Annotated in this window: 14 protein-coding genes; 5 read left to right on the top strand and 9 right to left on the bottom strand. The window is 74.3% G+C overall.

The window, feature by feature from the left end:
• Positions 1–105 precede the first annotated feature (105 nt).
• Genes tsaD through OJ997_RS20155 form a run of 5 tightly spaced genes read right to left on the bottom strand, consistent with a single transcriptional unit; the run spans position 106 to position 3,082 of the window.
• Positions 106–1,074 carry a tRNA (adenosine(37)-N6)-threonylcarbamoyltransferase complex transferase subunit TsaD gene (tsaD, locus tag OJ997_RS20135; protein ID WP_270027011.1) on the bottom strand — a complete coding sequence of 323 codons (969 nt, stop codon included), beginning with the start codon at positions 1,072–1,074 and terminating at the stop codon, positions 106–108.
• Entirely contained in the window at positions 1,071–1,580 is a 510-nt protein-coding gene (rimI, locus tag OJ997_RS20140; protein WP_270027012.1) for a ribosomal protein S18-alanine N-acetyltransferase, read from the bottom strand. Before rimI ends, tsaD begins: the two co-directional genes overlap by 4 nt.
• A complete protein-coding gene (gene tsaB / locus OJ997_RS20145; RefSeq protein ID WP_270027013.1) occupies positions 1,577–2,317 on the bottom strand; it encodes a tRNA (adenosine(37)-N6)-threonylcarbamoyltransferase complex dimerization subunit type 1 TsaB in 741 nt (246 codons plus the stop codon). The genes rimI and tsaB overlap by 4 nt, the downstream gene beginning before the upstream one ends.
• Entirely contained in the window at positions 2,314–2,739 is a 426-nt protein-coding gene (gene tsaE / locus OJ997_RS20150) for a tRNA (adenosine(37)-N6)-threonylcarbamoyltransferase complex ATPase subunit type 1 TsaE (RefSeq protein ID WP_270027014.1), read from the bottom strand. Before tsaE ends, tsaB begins: the two co-directional genes overlap by 4 nt.
• Positions 2,726–3,082, bottom strand: a complete 357-nt coding sequence (locus OJ997_RS20155; RefSeq protein WP_270027015.1) for a hypothetical protein — start codon at positions 3,080–3,082, stop codon at positions 2,726–2,728. Before OJ997_RS20155 ends, tsaE begins: the two co-directional genes overlap by 14 nt.
• Before the next feature lie 45 nt (positions 3,083–3,127).
• Between OJ997_RS20155 and OJ997_RS20160 the strand changes: the two genes are divergently transcribed.
• Both OJ997_RS20160 and OJ997_RS20165 read left to right on the top strand, forming a co-directional pair.
• A complete protein-coding gene (locus OJ997_RS20160; protein ID WP_270027016.1) occupies positions 3,128–5,491 on the top strand; it encodes a glycosyltransferase in 2,364 nt (787 codons plus the stop codon).
• On the top strand, positions 5,484–6,200 hold the full coding sequence (locus OJ997_RS20165; RefSeq protein WP_270027017.1) for a class I SAM-dependent methyltransferase: 717 nt from the start codon (positions 5,484–5,486) through the stop codon (positions 6,198–6,200). The genes OJ997_RS20160 and OJ997_RS20165 overlap by 8 nt, the downstream gene beginning before the upstream one ends.
• On the opposite strand, the gene OJ997_RS20170 is transcribed toward OJ997_RS20165, so the two are convergent.
• Positions 6,121–10,326 carry an alpha-(1->3)-arabinofuranosyltransferase domain-containing protein gene (locus tag OJ997_RS20170; protein WP_270027018.1) on the bottom strand — a complete coding sequence of 1,402 codons (4,206 nt, stop codon included), beginning with the start codon at positions 10,324–10,326 and terminating at the stop codon, positions 6,121–6,123. The two genes, OJ997_RS20165 and OJ997_RS20170, sit on opposite strands and share 80 nt — an antisense overlap.
• A gap of 185 nt (positions 10,327–10,511) precedes the next feature.
• Between OJ997_RS20170 and OJ997_RS20175 the strand changes: the two genes are divergently transcribed.
• The gene (locus OJ997_RS20175) at positions 10,512–11,837 is read left to right on the top strand and encodes an O-antigen ligase family protein (protein ID WP_270027020.1); all 1,326 of its coding nucleotides are present in this window, start codon (positions 10,512–10,514) and stop codon (positions 11,835–11,837) included.
• A 168-nt stretch (positions 11,838–12,005) separates the two neighbouring features.
• Complete coding sequence (locus OJ997_RS20180) at positions 12,006–13,208, top strand: acyltransferase family protein (RefSeq protein ID WP_270027021.1); 1,203 nt, start codon at positions 12,006–12,008, stop codon at positions 13,206–13,208.
• Here OJ997_RS20180 and OJ997_RS20185 read toward each other — a convergent pair.
• Positions 13,109–13,528 (bottom strand): hypothetical protein, encoded by a 420-nt coding sequence (locus tag OJ997_RS20185; protein WP_270027022.1) that lies wholly within the window; start codon positions 13,526–13,528, stop codon positions 13,109–13,111. The genes OJ997_RS20180 and OJ997_RS20185 overlap by 100 nt on opposite strands.
• Before the next feature lie 21 nt (positions 13,529–13,549).
• Here OJ997_RS20185 and OJ997_RS20190 point away from each other — a divergent pair, with 21 nt between their 5' ends.
• A complete protein-coding gene (locus tag OJ997_RS20190; RefSeq protein ID WP_270027023.1) occupies positions 13,550–14,032 on the top strand; it encodes a cupin domain-containing protein in 483 nt (160 codons plus the stop codon).
• On the opposite strand, the gene OJ997_RS20195 is transcribed toward OJ997_RS20190, so the two are convergent.
• Together OJ997_RS20195 and OJ997_RS20200 are read right to left on the bottom strand one after the other, a co-directional pair.
• Positions 13,993–15,561 (bottom strand): hypothetical protein, encoded by a 1,569-nt coding sequence (locus OJ997_RS20195; protein ID WP_270027024.1) that lies wholly within the window; start codon positions 15,559–15,561, stop codon positions 13,993–13,995. The two genes, OJ997_RS20190 and OJ997_RS20195, sit on opposite strands and share 40 nt — an antisense overlap.
• Positions 15,558–17,018, bottom strand: a complete 1,461-nt coding sequence (locus tag OJ997_RS20200) for an oligosaccharide flippase family protein (protein WP_270027025.1) — start codon at positions 17,016–17,018, stop codon at positions 15,558–15,560. The genes OJ997_RS20195 and OJ997_RS20200 overlap by 4 nt, the downstream gene beginning before the upstream one ends.
• Between the last annotated feature and the right edge of the window lie 10 nt (positions 17,019–17,028).

Here is a 17,028-nt window from a genome sequence, read left to right on the forward strand (position 1 = left end):
CCGCCGGTCGGCTGGCCGGCCGGCCCGGGCTCGGCGCGCGCCGACGCGGCGTCGCCACGCGCGGCCCCGTCGGGCTCGCGCGGCGCGTCTTCGCCCTCCGCCACGTCAGGCGGCGCGCTTCGTCGCGTACGCGTCGAGCGCGAGGTAGTCCGGGTACGGCGTGGGCTCGAGGTAGCGGGCCGCGGACGCGATCATCGCCGCGTTGTCCGTGCAGAGCGCGTGCGGCGGGACGTGGACGGGCACGCCGAGCGACTGGGCGCGCTCGCGCAGGAGGCGGTTCGCGGCGACGCCGCCGCCGATCGCCAGGCGCGGCTCGTTCTCTCCCTCCAGTGCGCGCTCGACGCGCAGCATCAGCGCCTCGACGATCGCGTGCTCGTAAGAGGCGGCGAGGTCGGCCTTCAGACCCTCCGCTTCGTCGCCCAGGTCGCGCACCTTGTACAGGAGCGCGGTCTTCAGGCCGGCGAAGGAGAAGTCCAGCCCGGCCACGCGCGCGGCGATCGGGAACTTGAACGCGGTCGGGTCGCCTTCCAGCGCGAGCTTCGACAGCGCCGGCCCGCCCGGGTAGCCGAGGCCGAGCAGCCGGGCGCCCTTGTCGAACGCCTCGCCGGCGGCGTCGTCCAGCGTCTGGCCGAGCGTCTCGTAGCCCCGGTGGTCGGTCACCCGCGCCAGGAACGTGTGCCCGCCGCTCGCGACCAGGCACAGGAACGGCGGCTCGAAGCCGCCGAGGAAGTTCGCGGCGACGTGGCCCTGCAGGTGGTTGACCGGGATCAGCGGCAGCCGACGGGAGGCGGCCAGGCCCTTCGCGGTCGCCACGCCGACCAGCAGCGCGCCCACGAGCCCCGGGCCCTGCGTGACGGCGATCGCGTCGAGCTCATCCCACGACGAGCCCTCCATCGCCTGGTCGACGACCAGGTTCACCAGCTCGAGGTGATGGCGCGAGGCCCACTCGGGCACGACGCCACCGAAGCGCGCGTGCACGCCCTGGGAGGAGACGACGTTCGAGCGGATCTCGCCTTCGCGCGTGACGACTGCGGCACACGTGTCGTCGCAGGAGGTCTCGAGGGCGAGGATCATGTGCCGGGAACGTCGTCGAGGCTGCCACGGAGCGTCGCGGGCGTCCGCCACATGATGTTCGCGTCCTCACCGTTGTCTGCGTAATACCGCCGGCGGACACCCGCCGACCGGAAGCCGAAGCCTTCATACAGCCGGATCGCGCCCGTGTTGGACTTGCGCACCTCGAGCGTCAGCTGCGCGTCACGCTCCACGCGCGAGAGCAGCGACTCGATCATCGCCGTGGCCACGCCGCGGCGGCGCTGCGTCAGGTCCACGGCCACGTTCATGATGTGCCAGACCGTGTCGTAGCGCGAGCAGATCAGGTAGCCGCCGAGCTCCGGCTCGCCCGCCGTCGAGCCGGACATCTCCGCGGCCAGGCAGATCCCCGTCGGCTTGGAGAGCTCCAGCACGAACATGGCCAGCGACCACGGGGACGTGAACGCGCGACGCTCGATCGCGACGACCTGCGGCAGGTCGGCGTAGGTGAGGCGGCGGACTTCGATCGCGGCGGCTGGGGGTGCGGTCACTTGGGTGGGGCGGGAGGGACGGCGTCCGGCTCGCGGTGATAGTCCGGGAGCAGGGCGTCGCGATCGACGGCATCTCGCGCGCGTCCCAGCCGACACACCATCAGGGCGCTGACACGATGCGCGCGGGAACTGTCGGACGGCACCGCCACTCCGGCCCGTTCGAGCTCCGCTCTGAAGCGTACCGCCCCGTCGCCCACACCCAGCATCGGGCTGCGTCCCCACTCACGCCGCGCGGCCACACGCTCGGCCAGCTCCGCCGGCGGGAACACGCCCGGCTCCATGGTCGTGCGGTGGTGGCGGTAGATCGCGGCGTAGACCTCGCCCCGGCGCGCGTCGATGACCGCGAGCACCGGACCGGCCACCTCCGGGTGCCCGGGCAGGTCGAGCTCCTTCGGGCTGGCCATCTCGACCCCGCGCGCGAGCGCCTCCAGCGAGGAGACGCCGACGACCTCGACGTCGTGCCCCTGCGCGAGCGCGCGCGCCGTGGAGATCCCGAGCCGGAGCCCGGTGAACCCGCCCGGCCCGACGCCGACGCAGATCCGCGTCACGTCACTCCACTCCACCGCGGCCTGCTCGAGCGCCCGCTCGATCAGCGGCTGCAGCACCTCGGCGTGGCGGGGCTGGTCGTTCGGGCCCGGGTCGTCACGGCGCTCGACCTCGCGCCCGCCCGGCACCATGACCGCGACGGACGTCGACTTCGTGGACGTGTCGATCCCGACGAGCGCACCCGTGGTCACGCGTCCACCTCGATCCGGCGCTGGTCCCCGCCCGCGTGCGCGAGACGGACGTGGTGCTTCACACGTTCCGGCGGGAACGCGTCAGTCGCCTGCTCCGGCCATTCGACGAACACGATCGCATCGTCCGCGAAAAACGGGTCCAGCAAACCTGGGTCTTCGCCCGCCATCCCCGCGAGCCTATAGAGATCGAGGTGCGAGAGGGGTCCGTGGGTGCCTTCGTGCTGATGACCGACCACGAACGTGGGCGACGTGATCGGGCCTTCGACCCCCAGGCTGCGCAGCGCGCCGCGCACGAACGTGGTCTTGCCGGCTCCCAGCTCACCCGAGACGAGCACGATGTCCCCGGGCGCGAGCGTGCGGGCCAGCTCGGCGCCGGCCTGCTCGGTGGCCTCGGGTCCGGCGGTCAGCTCAGTCCGATTCACGGAGGCGCGCCCGCAGCGCGAGGCCAGAGCCGAGCAGGAACGCTCCTCCGATGGCGATCGGCCAGCCGTCGATACCCGTGTACGGCAGGGTCGGACCACCCGTGCCGGGGGTCGCGGTCGCCTGCGGACCGCCCGGTGTGGCGGTGGCCTGCGACGGCGTGGCGGGCGCGGGGGTGGCGGTCGCGGCGGGCGCCGGAGCGGCGGGCGTCGGCGTGGCCTCCTGCGACTCCTCGTCCCCGAACGGGTCGTTGTACTGGTCGTCACCGGCGCCCTGCGCGAAGGCGGACGCGGGCGCGAGCGCGAGCGCGGCAGCGGCGATGGTCATGGCGTGACGAAGCGACATGAGCGGGCCAGTGTAGACCGGTGCATCGGCTACGGTCCTCCCGCGATGGCCCACATTCTGTTGCTGACCGATCGGGACTGGACGCACCCGCAGGGTGGCGGCACCGGGGCGAACCTGTTCGGTCAGGTCGCGTACTGGCTGGAGTGGGGCCACACGGTCACGGTCGTCGCGGGCACGTACCCGGGCGCGGAGCGCGTGTCCACGCCCGCCGAGGGCCTGGAGCTGCACCACATGGGCTCGCGCCGCTCGGTGTTCGCGCGCGCCGCCTGGGCGGTCCGGCGCGGGCTGGCGAAGGACGCCGACGTCGTGCTGGAAGTGGTCAATGGGATCGCCTTCCTGACGCCGCTGTGGCTGTCGGGCAAGCCGCGCGTCACGCTCGTGCACCACATCCACCGCGACCACTACGTGACGGAGCTCGGCCGGGTGGGCGCCGTCGCCGCGCTCGTCTTGGAGACGCTGCCGCTGAAGCTGCTGTACGGCGGCTCCTCCCCGTTCCTGACGATCTCCGAGTCCGCGAAGACCGACATCGTCGCCCTGGGCGTGCCCGCCGAGGACGTGCACGTCGGCTACCTGGGCGTCGTGCCGTTCGACCAGGAGCTGCCCGCGCGCTCGGAGACGCCACGGCTGCTGTACCTCGGGCGGCTGAAGCGCTACAAGCGGATCGAACTGCTGCTCGACGTGCTCGAGGGGATCCCGGGCGCGGTCCTCGACGTGGCGGGTGAGGGCGATCACCGGCCGGACCTGGAGGCCGAGATCGCGCGTCGTGGACTGGCCGACCGGGTGATCCTGCACGGCCACGTCAGCGAGGACCTCAAGGCCGAGCTGTACGCGCAGGCGTGGGTGAACCTCACCGCCTCCTCCGCCGAGGGCTGGTGCCTGACGGTGATGGAGGCCGCCACGTGCGGCACGCCTTCCGCCGCCCTGGCCGTCGGTGGCCTGCCGGAGTCGATCGTGGACGGCGAGACCGGCCTGCTCGCAGAAGACGTGGACGGGCTCGTGGCGAACGTGCAGCGGCTCGTGGAGGAACCCGGGCTGCGCGAGCGGATGGGCGCCGCGGCGCAGGAGCGCGCCGCCCGCTTCACGTGGGAGCGCACCGCGCGCGAGACGCTGGACGTGCTGGACGCCGCGCGCGAGCGCGAGCCCGTGAAGGTGCGCACGCAGCTGTCGCGGAGCGAGACCTTGAAGGCCGCCGGCATGGCCGCGGCGACGATGGCCAACAACGCGCTGGCCGTGATCTTCACCGTGCTGTTCGCGCGGCTGCTCGGCGCCGAGGACTACGGGTCGCTGGCCGCGGTGGTCTCGACGTTCGTGATCCTCGCCGTGCCCGGGTCCGCGCTGCAGGTGGCCGTGGCGCGTGAGATCGCCCTCGGTCGTCTGGGGTCCGAGGACCGGTTGGCGGCGACGCTGGCGGTCTGGCGGCGACGGCTGCTGGTCGGCGGCGTGGTGTTGACCGCGGCCGCCGTGGTCTTTCGTCAGCCGATCGCGGACCTGATCTCCGTCCCCGAGGAGTGGGCGGCCGCCGCGACCGCGCCGACCGCCGTGCTGTGGCTGCTGCTCTCGGTCGAGCGCGGGGCGCTGCAGGGCGTGCACGCCTACAAGCCGGTCGCGTGGTCGATCGTCCTGGAGGCGTTCGGGCGGCTCGTGTTCGGGCTCGTGCTGGTGGGTGCCGGGATGGGCGTGACGGGCGCGTACCTGGGCACGCCGCTCTCCTTGCTCGCGACGGCTCTGGGCCTGTGGTGGGTGTCGCGCGGGCGGTTCGGGTCGGCGAAGGACGGGTTCGCGGCGCGGCGCCTGTGGGACCTCGTCGGCGGCGCGTGGCCCGCGGTCGTCGCGCTGTTCCTGATCGCCGTGCTCCAGAACGTGGACGTGATCATGGTCAAGCGCCAGATCGGCGGGGACGAGGCGGGCGCCTACGCGGCCGCGGCGGTCGCGGCCAAGGCGGTCGTCTGGCTCGCGATCGGGATCGGGCTGTACCTGCTGCCGGAGGCGACGCGCGCGGCGCGGCACGGGCAGGACCCGCGGCCGGTGCTGGCGCGGGCGCTGGGCGTCGTGGCGGTCGTGGCCGTGCCGATGCTGATCGTCTACGGGATCGCGCCGGAGACGGTGCTGCGGCTCGCGTTCGGGCCGGAGACCGTGGTCGCCGCGGACGCGCTGTTCGTGCTCGGGTGCGCGATGACGTTGCTCGCCGTCGGCTATCTCGGCGTCCAGTACATGCTCGCGCTGGGCCGCGTGTCGTTCCTGCCGGCGCTGGCTGCGGTCGCGCTGGCGGAGATCGCGCTGCTGGGCGGGCTCGGGATCGAGTCGCTGGTGACGTTCGCGGCGATCGTGCTGGGGCTCCAGGCGGCCGCGGCGTTGTCGGTGCTGGCGATCGGGCTGCTGCCCGGTCGGCGGAGGGTGGCCGTTGACTGAGCTGCCCGAGGAGGGCTGGCTCAGCTCGGATCAGGTCGCGCGGCTGGCCGCGGCGGGCGCGCGTTCGCGGCCGGCCGGAGCGGTCGTCGAGATCGGGTCGTTCCGCGGGCGCTCGGCCGTGGTGCTGGCGCGCGCGGCCGGCTCGGTGATCGCGATCGACCCGCATGCCGGGTCGGACCGTGGCCCGCAGGAGATCGAGGCCGACGCCGAGCGCGGCCACTCCGACTTCGAGGTCTTCCACGCGAACCTGGAGCGCTTCGGCGTGGCCGACCGCGTGCGCCACGTCCACAAGTTCTCCTCGGACGCGCACGGCGACATCACCGGGCCGCTGTCACTGCTGTTCGTCGACGGCGCGCACCGGTTCGGACCGGCGCGTTCGGATCTCGCGGACTGGGGTCGGCGGGTCGCGCCGGGCGGCGTGATGCTCGTCCACGACTCCTTCTCGTCGATCGGCGTGACGCTGGCGTTGCTGGTCGAGTGCGCGGGCTCCGCGCGCTGGCGCTACGTCGGGCGGTCGCGGAGCCTGGCCGAGTACGAGCGGCGCGTGACGGCACCCAGCGTGGGTGAGCGGGCGCGCGACGTCGCCCGCCACCTCGCCGACCTGCCTTGGTTCGCCCGCAACGTGGCGATCAAGGTGCTGGTGGTGGCGGGGCAGCGGCGCTGGGCGGAGCGGCTGGGCCTGGAGCCCGACGCCCGCTGGCCCTACTGAGCAGCTCCCGCACCAGCGCGAGCAGCAGCAGCGTGACGCCGGCGACGGCCACCCAGTGGACGACGATCCGGTCCGCCGGGTACTCCGGGTTGAACCCGCCGCGGTTCTCTGGGCGGATGAGGACCGTGAGCAGCGGGACGGCGACCACGAGGATTGCGCCGCCGGCCGCCGCCAGGTGCTTCGCGCCGACGCCCCGATAGAGCACGAGGAAGACGAGCACCGCGAACAGCGGTGTCGCCCGGGCGGCGAACACGAACCCGAGCGCGAGGGCCGCGGGCACGGCGATGAGCGCGGCGCGCCGGGCCGAGAGCCGCGCCGTGGGCGCCTCGCGCGAGGGCGTCTCCTCAACACTCCACACGTTCCCTCTCCGGAACAGGGCCCCGATCAAGATCAGGATGGCGAGGAGCGAGACGGCGTACCCGGCCTTGACCGTGCGGTTCGGCGCGAACGTGATCGCGGCCGTCTTGCACGTCGCCGGGACGCGCCAGGACGTGCCGAACGCGGCGCCGATCTCGGGCTCCCCCAGGTCCTCGCCGTCGCAGGTGGCGCGGCGGCCGCGGGTGTAGCTCTCCGCGAGCACGAGGCGGGCCGGCTCGGTCAGGCTCAGCCGGATGCCGTCGCGGCTGCCGTCGTGGCCGGCCGTGCCGGGGTCGACGACGCGGCCGGGCGAGGCGAGCGCGGCGCTCGATCCGGACCGCAGGCGCAGCAGGTACGGCGCGAGCACCCCCGCCGGCAGCTCGAGCCGCGCCTCGCCCGCGGGCAGGGCGACCGTCTCGCAGCCCGTGACGCGGACGGGCTGGCCCGCGTCGAGGTCCTCGATCGTGCCCACGGCCCGCAGGCGGATCGGCTTGCCGGCGACCGTGCCCGCCAGCAGGCAGTCGTCCGGCAGCGGGCCGCTCAGGCGCGGCTCGACCGTGACGCCGGCTCCGAGGATCTCGGCGATCCCGACCGCGCGCCGCTCGCGCGCGGCCGCGGTGTCCCCCACCGCGCGCAGGATCTCGAGCCGGAAGCGGCTGCCCGTGACCGGACGGGGGAGCTCGACCACGTTGTCCGTCACCGGGAGCACCGGTGACGGGTTGCCGTCGACGATCAGGCGCACGCTCGTCGGCCGCCGGACGCCGCCGACGGGCATCAGCGTCAGGCGCCGCACCGTCCGTTGCCCCGCGGCCCACTCGATCCAGGCCGGTCGGCCCTCCAGCCACGCACCGAGCCACTCGCGCGCGATGCCGTCGAACGCGCTCGACGCCCGGTATTCCGGCCGCCCCTCGAAGCGCCCCGAGCTCCTGAACGTGCCGCGGATACCGACGAGCCGGTCGAACGCCTCGTCGGGCGCCGCCGGGGCCGCGTTCGCCCAGCCGTCCAGCGTCCAGGCACGGGCACTCGGCGGCGAGAACACGCGGCTCAGGCCGGTCTCGCCGTCGAGCCGATCGCGTACCAGCGCCGCGCCGGACGGCCCGCGCTTGGGCGTGCGGCGGAACGGGTCGTCGCCCGTGGTGCGCTGGAAGAGGTACGTGAGCGCGGTGTCGCTGCCCTTCAGCGCGTCCTCGGCGATGGTCGGCACGCGCAGCGCCTCGCGCACCTGCAGGCCCGCGATCCGCAGCTCGCGGATGCCGCCCGCGCCGGCCGTCGGGCCGGTCGGCTTGCGGACGGCCGCGATCCGCACGGTCAGCGTCTTCACGCCGCGCAGGCCGACGTCGAGGCGATTCCAACCGGCCTTCGCCGCGAAATGCCGCCCCTGGACCTCCACGGCCGTGACGGTCGCGCGACGGTCGTTGTACGGCAGCAGCTCGAGGGTCTTTACGTCGCGCGGAGCGTCGAACGTGACGGTCAGCGTGTGCCGGTCGGGCGTGAGCGCGCGGTCGGCCTGCCAGTGCGTCGCGGGGTTCCCGTCGAGCGCCGCGAACGGCCGGTTCTCCGGGAACTGCGGGAACCCGGGCGACGACGGCGCGGTGACCGCCTCGATCCCGTCGTAGACCGCGACCGTCTGCGCCGCTGCCCCGCGGTCCGGGAACGGGTTGAGCACCGCCGCGTCGACCGAAGGCTCCTCGGACGCCGCCAGCACCGGCCCAGCGTTCTGCGCGAGCCGCGACGGCACGAGCACGCGCCGCCGGTTGGAGTCGGTGATCACGACCTCGGACGCCGCCGCGATCGCGCGGGGCGAAAGATCCGCCGCGTAGGCGAGCCCGCCGCGGGACAGCCCCGCCGCCGCGGCCGCGCCGCCCGCCGCGCCCTCGCTGCCCGCCACGTCGTCGTCGCCGCCCGCCGCGGTCTCGCTGCCGCTCGCCACGGTCTCGACGTGGTCGCCTTCGAAGGCGGCCAGCGCGGCCAGGCCCTCGGCCGAGCCGTCCACCACGAGCGGCGGCTGCTCAGGCTCGACGCGGACCAGTCCGGGCGCCATTGGGCGGTCCCAGGCGCGCACGGCCGGGAGCTCGCGCGGGTCGCCGAGCGTTCCCGTGGCGCGCGGTCGGGGACGCCGCTCGCCCCAGGCGGCGACGGGGCCGCCGAGTTGATCGAGGACGTCCGCGGCTTCCGCGGCGGGGGCGGCGCCGCTGCGGGAGCGGTCGTCGTCCGCGCCGGCCACGACCACGCGGGCGCCGAGCAGGTCGAGCAGCGGATCGAGCTGGCCCGGAACGGCGCGGCGCTGCTGGACGAGCGCGTCGACCGTCCACAGCAGGTCAGTGGCGTGCAGGTCCGCGTAGCCGACCGCGTTGCGCGTCGCCACGGGCTTGTCCGCAAGCGTCGGGAGGATCGGGTCGATCGTGCCGCCCCAGTCGTAGTACGCGTACAGCTGGCCGGGGAGGACGACCGCGCGGCCGTCGCCGGCGTTGGCGTCGACGTGGTCGGCCGCGTCCTGCCAGGCCGACGGGATCCGGTCCCACAGCAGCTGGTCGTCGAGCGCGCGACCGCGGGCCAGCGGCCAGCAGGCCACGATCGCCAGCGCCACGAACACGACGGCGCGGGGCTTCGTCGCGGCGAGCCCGGCGAGCACCGCGACACCGAGTGCGACCAGCGGTCCGGCCTTGTACGTCGTGCGCAGGAACTGGACTGGTACGAAATGGTTGTACGTGAAGTTCGACGCTTTGCGGAGCGGCGTGCCCTCCGGGAAACCGACCGTCATCACGATCAGCCCGATCAGCACCAGGCCGAGCGCGAACGGCGCGAAGCGCTGCCCCCGGGTGCGCGAGAAGCTCGCGAGCGCCAGCGCGGGCACGAGCGTTCCGGCCAGCACGACCGGCAGCCCGAACAGCAGCAGGGCCCCGCCGCCGAAGTACGGCCGCAGCTCGCCGCTGTACCCGACGCCCAGATACGAGATCCAGTACCCCATCAGCCGCAGCGACTCCGGCAGCGAGGTCGTCGACCAGATCGTCCCGGGCTGCTCGGTGAAGCGCAGGAAGTCCACGCCGTAGGCCGACTGCACGAGCAGCGGCATCACCCACCAAGCCGACGCAAACGCGGTCGCGATCCCCGTGCGCCAGCCGAACGACCACAGCGCCCGCGGCCGCACGGCACCCGTCCACCACAGGTACAGCCCGAGCAGCACCGGCCCGAGCAGCACCCACGCGGTCACAGCCGCGTTCACGCCGCCGCCGGACGCGGTCACGATCAGCGCGAACGCCGCCGGCCAGCGCCATCCGCGCGCGAGCAACCCACGCCGGACCGCGACCAGCAGCCACGGCAGCGCCGCGTAGCCGAGCAGCGTGATCGACGTGCGCGCCGTGAACACCACGACGTACGGGTTCAGCAGGAACAGCAGTCCGGCGACCACGTGCGGCAGTCCGCGCGTCGGGCCGACCAGCTCGTCCATCAGGCGCACGGCGCCCCACGCCGCCAGCGCGAGGATCAGCGCCAGCCACAGCCGCTGCACGAGCCACGGCGCGCCGCCCAGCGCGTGCCCGAGCGCGAAGAACGGCCCCATCGGGAACAGGTAGCCGCCGTACTGCCCGCCCTGGACGTGCCCGAGATCCCCCGTCGACGACCACGCGGACGCCACGTCGGCCAGGAACCCGGCCGGATCGACGTGCAGATCGATCTTCGTGTCCGACGACGCCTTCCCCGGCCGCTGGAGCAGCGAGATGAGCAGCGCGAGCGCCGCCAGAGCAGCGGGAAGGAACCGACCTCGGGACACGAGGCGGGTGAGCATAGGCGGGCCGCCGCCGCGCGAGCCGCACTCGCCGCCCCGCCCCACTCGCCCGCTCCCCGCCCGCCCCCACTCGCCGCCCCGCGCCCACTCGCCCCCGCGCGGCCTCGCCCCACTCGCGGCCCGCCGGATCGGCCCGTCCCTCCGCGCGGCCGGATACGCTGCGCGCCCGGATGCGCCGACTCGCCGCCGCAGCGCTGCTCGCGCTTCCCGCGTTGCTGGCCTTCGGGCGGGGCGGCTACTTCGGGGTCACCCGGGTCCGGGTGGCGCTGCTCGCGTGTGTGCTGCTCGCCGTCGCGGCGTTCGTCGCGGAGCGTCCCCTCCCCCGCTCGCGCCACGGTCGGCTCGCGCTGGGCGGGCTCGCCGCGCTCACGGCGTGGACCGGCCTGAGCCTGCTGTGGGCACCCGTGCAGGGTCCCGCGTTCGCGGACTTCGAACGGCTGATCCTCTACACGGCGGCGTTCGGCGCGGGCATCGCGCTGTTCCGTGATTCCCGCTGGGTCGAGCCTGCGCTGCTGGGCACGATCGTCGCGACCGCGCTGTACGGGCTCTCGGAGCGCGTCCTGCCGTCCATCTTCGCGCTCGATGCGCTGCCGTCCGCCGACGACCGCCTCGCGCATCCGCTCACGTACTGGAACGGGCAGGGCGCGCTCGCCGCAATGGGGCTCGTGCTGGCGGCGGGCCTCGCCGCGCGTGGCCAGCGACTCGCGGTCGCCGCGGCGCCGATCCTCGGCCTCGACCTGTATCTCACGCTCTCCCGCGGGGCGATCGGCGCCGGGCTGGCTGGCCTGGCCGTGCTGGTCGCGCTGCAACCCACACGGGCGGGTCTTCGGGCGGCGCTCGTCGTCGTGGCCGGCGCGGCGCTGGCGAGCGCGGCCGCCCTCGCGCTCCCGGGCGTGCAGGACGTCGACGGCTCGACCGGACAGGGCATCGTGATGATCGCGGTGATCGCGGCGCTGTCGGCGGCCGCGTACTTCGCCATGCGCGCCGACGCCACGCCCGTCCCGCGCCTGCGCCCGCTCGCGACCGCGGCGCTCGTGGCCCTGCTCGCGGGCACGGTGATCGCGGTGGCCACCAGCGGCAGCCAGGGCGCGGCCGGCTCGACCGAGGCCGGCCGACTGGTCAGCGTGCAGAGCAACCGGTATGCGTACTGGGAGGTCGCGGTCGACGTGTTCGCCGATCACCCGCTGCAGGGCGTCGGCTCGGGCGCGTTCGCGGTCGAGTGGCTCCAGCGGCGCGACATCGCGGAAGGCGTCAAGGACGCCCACTCGCTCTACCTCGAGACCGCGGCGGAGCTGGGGATCGTCGGCCTGCTCGCGCTCGCGGCGTTCCTGGTCGGGATCGTCGGCGCCGCGCGCCGGCGCGGCGCCGAGCCCGCGATCATCGCCGCGCTCGTCGTGTTCGCGCTGCACGCGGGCCTGGACTGGGACTGGGAGTTGCCCGCGCTCGGCCTCACCGCGATCCTGCTGGCGGCGAAGCTCCTCGCCGAGGCAGACTAGTGTCACGATTCAGAAGTTCGCGGGCACCTAGCGGACGTCTCGCCGCGCCTGGCGGCCGCCGGCGATCCCGCACGTACACCCGGTATGCGCTGGAATCACCGCCGGACCCAGCCACGACGATCGGGCCCGCTATGCGCACGCCAACTTCCGACTCGCGACACTAGGCCTGTGCCGCCCCAGGCCGTCACCCCGCCGCCGGGCAACCCGCGCTTCCCGCTGCTCGACCCGCTGCGGGCGATCGCTGCGATCTTCGTCGTCGTGACGCACACGACGCAGCTGGGCGGCTTCAACGCGGGCGAGTTCCTCGGCGCCTGGACCGCGCGACTGGACAGCGGCGTCGCGATCTTCTTCGTGCTGTCGGCGTTCCTGCTCTACCGGCCGTTCGTGCGCGCGCGGCTCGACGGGCGCGCGCCCGTCAAGGTCGGGCGCTACGCGTGGCGGCGCGCCCTGCGGATCCTGCCCGCGTACTGGCTGGCGGTGGTCATCCTCGGCCTGCTCGATCCCGACCGCAACCCGGGGCTCTTCGGCGAGCACTGGTGGGTGTACTGGGGGCTGCTGCAGAGCTGGAGCGAGCACACGATCATCAACGGGATCGGCGTGGCGTGGAGCCTGTCGGTCGAGGCCGCGTTCTACGTGCTGCTGCCGGTCTACGCGGCGCTCATGGCGCGGCTGCTGCGGGGCCGTGACCGTGACACGCAGGCCCGCCTCGAGCTGCTGATCCTGGCGGGGAGCGCCGTGCTTGCGCTCATCGTGCGGGCGATCGTCGCGTCCTTTGACCCCCACGGTCCGTTCGGCAACCAGCTGCCGGGCACGTGGCTGTGGTTCACCGGCGGGCTCGTGCTGGCCGTGACGAGCGCCTGGGGCGTGCAGTCGCGGGCCGTGCGCTTCGCCGCCGAGCGGCCACTCGCCTGCTGGGGGCTCGCGTTCGCGTGCCTGACGGCGTCCGCGTGGGCGATCGGCATGCCGCGCGACCCGTTCTCGCCCGACATCAGCAACGCGAGCCTGCAGCTCAAGCACCTGCTGTACGCGGGGATGGCGTTCTTCCTGGTCGCGCCGATGGTGTTCCATGACGGCCGCCGCTCGCTCCCGACGATGCTGCTCTCCACGCGCCTGCTGGCGTGGCTCGGGCTCGTCTCGTACGGGATCTTCCTCTGGCACCAGACGTTCGTGTTCGAGTTCCTGGACACGCGCGTGTGGCCGCCCGTGGCCGGAATGGCGCTCTACACGGTGCTCGTGATCGCGGCGGCGACGGCCTGCGCCGCCGCCTCGTACTACTTGGTCGAGCGGCCGCTGCTGCGCTTCAAGGAGCCGACGGGCGGCGCCAGGACGCGCACCCGCGCGCAGGCCGTCGCGGCCAAGTCCGAGTCGTAGCGCTTCGCGACGCTGCACAGGAGCTGGAACGCGCGGGCGTTCTCGGGCTCCTGCTCGGTGACGGTGACGATCCGGGCGCCCGCCTGCTCGAAGCGGCCCGCGCGCGCCTCGGCGATCGCGAGGTCCAGCGCGGGCGTGGTGTCCGGGTTCCACTTGGTCGCCGTGGCGAGATCAGCCTGCGCGTCGGCGAGCCGCTGCGGGTTCGGGTCGGCGAGGGCGGCGCCGGTGATCCGGTCGGCCGCGCGGGCGCCGCGCTCCTGCACGACGAGGAAGCCGGCGCCGGCGAGGGCGAGCACGGCGACGAGGATCCGGGCGAGCATTCCGTGCAAGTATCGCGGGTCATGAGGGGCGATCCGAATGTGTTCGAGCCGGAGTGGCAGGAGGGCACGCCGCCGGGGCTGAAAGGGCTGATGGTCGGCGCCGCCGCGGGCGCGACCGAGCTGGGCGCGACCGTCTACGAGCTCGAGCCCGGTGTGGCCGTCTCGCCCTACCACGTGCATCACGGCAACGAGGAGCTGCTCGTCGTGCTGCGCGGGCGGGTCTCGCTGCGGACGCCCGACGGCGACCGTGAGCTGGAGCCGGGCGCCGTCGTCGCGTTCCCGCGCGGGCCCGACGGGGCGCACCGGGTGGCGGCGGGCGCCGAGTCGGCACGCGTCCTGGTCATCTCGACCATGCACTTCCCGGAAGTCGCCGAGCACGTGTCCACCGGCACGACGCTCACCATGACCTCGCCCGGTGAGGGCAAGGCGTTCGGCGCCGACGGCGAGCGGCCGTTCCTCGACCTCTACCGCGAGGCGATGGAGCGCGACGCGAGCACGTCGTAGTACCCGTAGCGCGCTCTGAGCGTGTAGTTCGCGTCGATGTACTCGTCCAGCGCGCGTGAGCCGCTCGGGCGGCCTCTCGCGTTGGGCTCACGGCTCGCCGAGGCGGGATCGGTCCAGCGGATGATCACGCGCGGCCGTGTCTGCCGGAGCTTGGCGACGATCGCCGCTTGTTCGTCTGGCTTGGCCTGCAGGAGCACGTCGCGGCGCAGCACGTTCGGGCGGTCCGTCAGGCGGTGCAGCAGCGGGTTGGAGAAGCTGACGAGGTCGCTCCTTCGCGGCGCCACGTAGATCGGCTCGCCGGGTGGGACGAGCTCGTGGACGAGCGCGATCGTCTTCGTGAGCGCCTCGGCCTCCTCGGGTGGGATGCGCACGGAGTCGAAGGCGACGAGGTCCGGGGGTCTGAGCAGGGCCGACGCGCGGTTCCCGACACCCACCGCGATCAGGATGGCGAGCAGCGCGGCTCCGAGCAGTCGCGGACGGATCACCGCCGCGAGCCCCGCGGCAACGACGAGCAACCCCTGCGCGTGCTCCAGGTCCGCCCGCGAGAGGAAGTAGATCGCCGCGCCCGCGCCCAGCACGACGAGCCCGACCGCCCGCCGCTGCACCGCCGCGACCACCAGGACGATCAGCGCCCCGTACGGCGCGAGCCACTGCAGGAAGTCCTTCGCGTCGCCACCGGGGAACCCGTCCGGGAACGGCAACCGCCAGTACTCCCCGTCCCGCGTGGCCTGCACGACGAGCGCATCCCACACCGTGCCGGGCCCGGCCGCGACGATGAACGGCGCGTACAACGCGAGCCCGACGAGGGCCGCGCTGACGAGCGTGACGACTGCGGCCCGCGGCCCGCTCGTCGTCGCGACGTCGCCGCCCGCCGCCACGCCACGTCCGGCCGCGGCGTTGTCGCCCACCGCCGCTCCACGCCCCGCCGCCCTCTCGCGGTCGCGGCGCTCCGCCACGAACACGGCGGCGGCCGCCAGCGCGGCGATCGCGCCGACGTCCGGGCGCCAGAACGCGGCCAGCGCGGCCAACGCGCCGGCCCAGGCGGGTCTGCCGCGCGTGGCCAGGAAGACCGCGCCGAGTGCGAAGGCCAGCGCCGGTGCGGTCGGGTTCGCGCTCGTCGGCTGCGCGGCGGTCACCGCGGCCGCCAGCCAGGCGGGAAGCGCCCAGCGCGGCCGCGCATTCCGCACGAGCGCCCAGATCAGCACCGCGGCGGTCGCGTCCGCGGCCACTCGGAAGATGCGCCAGGAGAGCAGCGAGTCGCCGAGCGCGAGCTGCGCCAGCGGCTGGCCGGGTCCGTAGGCCCAGCCGAAGTCGCGCCACGGCCACTGTCCGTCCGCGATGCGCGACGCGGCCTGCAGCAGCACGCCCTCGTCGAGCGGACCGAGGTAGCGGCGGGCCGTGAAGCCGCTGATCAACGCTGCCGCCACCCACAGCAGGACGACGCGCCAGGGCGCCGCGCCGTCGCTCCACGACCGCCCGCCCGGCCACGCAGCGCGCCACGTCCCGCCGGTCTCTCGCGCCGCGCTCACGTGGCCGGCCTCAGGTAGCCGCGGAGCTCGCCGAGGAGGTCGCCCTCGAGGCGTTTCGTCGCGATGGCCAGCGCGCCCAGCCAGAGCGCCAGCTCCACGGCCGCCTGCCACAGTGGCCGTTCTCCGCCCCAGAGCGCCAGGCGCAGCGCCACGACGGGCACGGTCGCGATTACCACCGGCACCGCCGCGCGCAAGGCCATGCCCAGCATCCTCGCGCCCGGCAGGAGCCGCCGCACGTACACGGCGCGCACGACCAGGACGCACAGCGTGCAGCCGATCCGGCCGATCACGAAGCCCCACTCGTCCCAGAGCAGCGCGCCCGGAACCGCGAGCGCCGCGAACGACGCGCCGAACGCCAGCGACTCGACCGCCTGTGGCCAGGACTCGCCCCGCGCGCGGTAGAACGCGAACCACGAGTAGCCGACCTGCTGCAGCGCCACGGCCACCGCGAGCCCGCCGAGCAGCACGATCGCGCCGCGCCACTCATCCCCCAGCACGAACACGATCAGGTCCGCGCCGAACAGCGCCAGCCCCGCGCCGAACGGGAACGCCCACATCAGCGTCAGCCGGTTCGCCTTCGCGAACAGCTCCTCGAGCACGTCCCCACGCTCGCGGACGCGCACGATCGCCGGATAGATCGTGGTCGCCAGGATCTGGTCGGCGCGGTCGGCGTACCGGGTCAGGGTCGCCGCGAGCGAGATGAAGCCCACGGCGACGATCCCGTCGCGCAACCCGAACACCGCCAGCTGCCCATGCGCGACCAGCAGCGCGACGAGCGACGTGACGAACACGGGCCACGAGAACCGCAGGTAGCGCCGCGCGGCCTCCCGGTCCGGCCGCAGCCGCAACGCGTACGGCGAAGCGCGCCAGGCGGCGACCACCGCGACCAGGTTCCCCACGAACGGCCCGATCACCAGCGACCACACCCCCACGCCCGCGAGCAGCAGCGGCACCGCGACCGCCACCGTCCCCAGCGGCACGATCACCTGCAGCATGCGCAGCCGCACGTACTCCATGCGCTTGAAGAACACCCACTGCGGCGCCTGCAGCGCGAACGCCACCGGCAGATAGGTCACCGCGAGCGTGAGCCCGAGCAGCCGCGAGTCGTCATACACGGCGGCCAGCACCGGCGCGAGCGCCGCCACCGCCAGCGCGCCGAGCACCCCCAGCGCCAACTCGACCGTCAGCGCCCGCTGGAACTCGGCCTCCTCGTCGTCGGCGGCCGTCTGCACGAACGCCTCGTCGATCCCGACCCGCCGCAGCGCGACGATCGTCATCGCCGTCGTCGTGACGATCCCGTACAGGCCGATCGCATCCGGCCCGAGCAGCGCCGTCGCCAGCAGCCCTTGCAGCAGGACGAGCAGCTCGGCGCCGGACAGGAACGCGGCATTGACCACGCCGCCACGCGCCGTGCGCGCACGCAGGCCGGGCGAGTCCGATCCGCGGCGCGGCGCCATGAGGGCAGCG

Origin of the sequence: Solirubrobacter phytolaccae (assembly GCF_027587195.1) — a bacterium.
GTDB classification, from domain to species: Bacteria; Actinomycetota; Thermoleophilia; order Solirubrobacterales; family Solirubrobacteraceae; genus Solirubrobacter; species Solirubrobacter phytolaccae.

What these genes read in the sequence shown, in the direction of transcription:
- OJ997_RS20155 (WP_270027015.1), bottom strand. Translation starts at nt 3,082, where the DNA reads ATGTCGCTTCGTCACGCCATGACCATCGCCGCTGCCGCGCTCGCGCTC.
- OJ997_RS20200 (WP_270027025.1), bottom strand. Translation starts at nt 17,018, where the DNA reads ATGGCGCCGCGCCGCGGATCGGACTCGCCCGGCCTGCGTGCGCGCACG.
- tsaD (WP_270027011.1), bottom strand. Translation starts at nt 1,074, where the DNA reads ATGATCCTCGCCCTCGAGACCTCCTGCGACGACACGTGTGCCGCAGTC.
- OJ997_RS20185 (WP_270027022.1), bottom strand. Translation starts at nt 13,528, where the DNA reads ATGCTCGCCCGGATCCTCGTCGCCGTGCTCGCCCTCGCCGGCGCCGGC.
- OJ997_RS20160 (WP_270027016.1), top strand. Translation starts at nt 3,128, where the DNA reads ATGGCCCACATTCTGTTGCTGACCGATCGGGACTGGACGCACCCGCAG.
- OJ997_RS20175 (WP_270027020.1), top strand. Translation starts at nt 10,512, where the DNA reads ATGCGCCGACTCGCCGCCGCAGCGCTGCTCGCGCTTCCCGCGTTGCTG.
- OJ997_RS20190 (WP_270027023.1), top strand. Translation starts at nt 13,550, where the DNA reads ATGAGGGGCGATCCGAATGTGTTCGAGCCGGAGTGGCAGGAGGGCACG.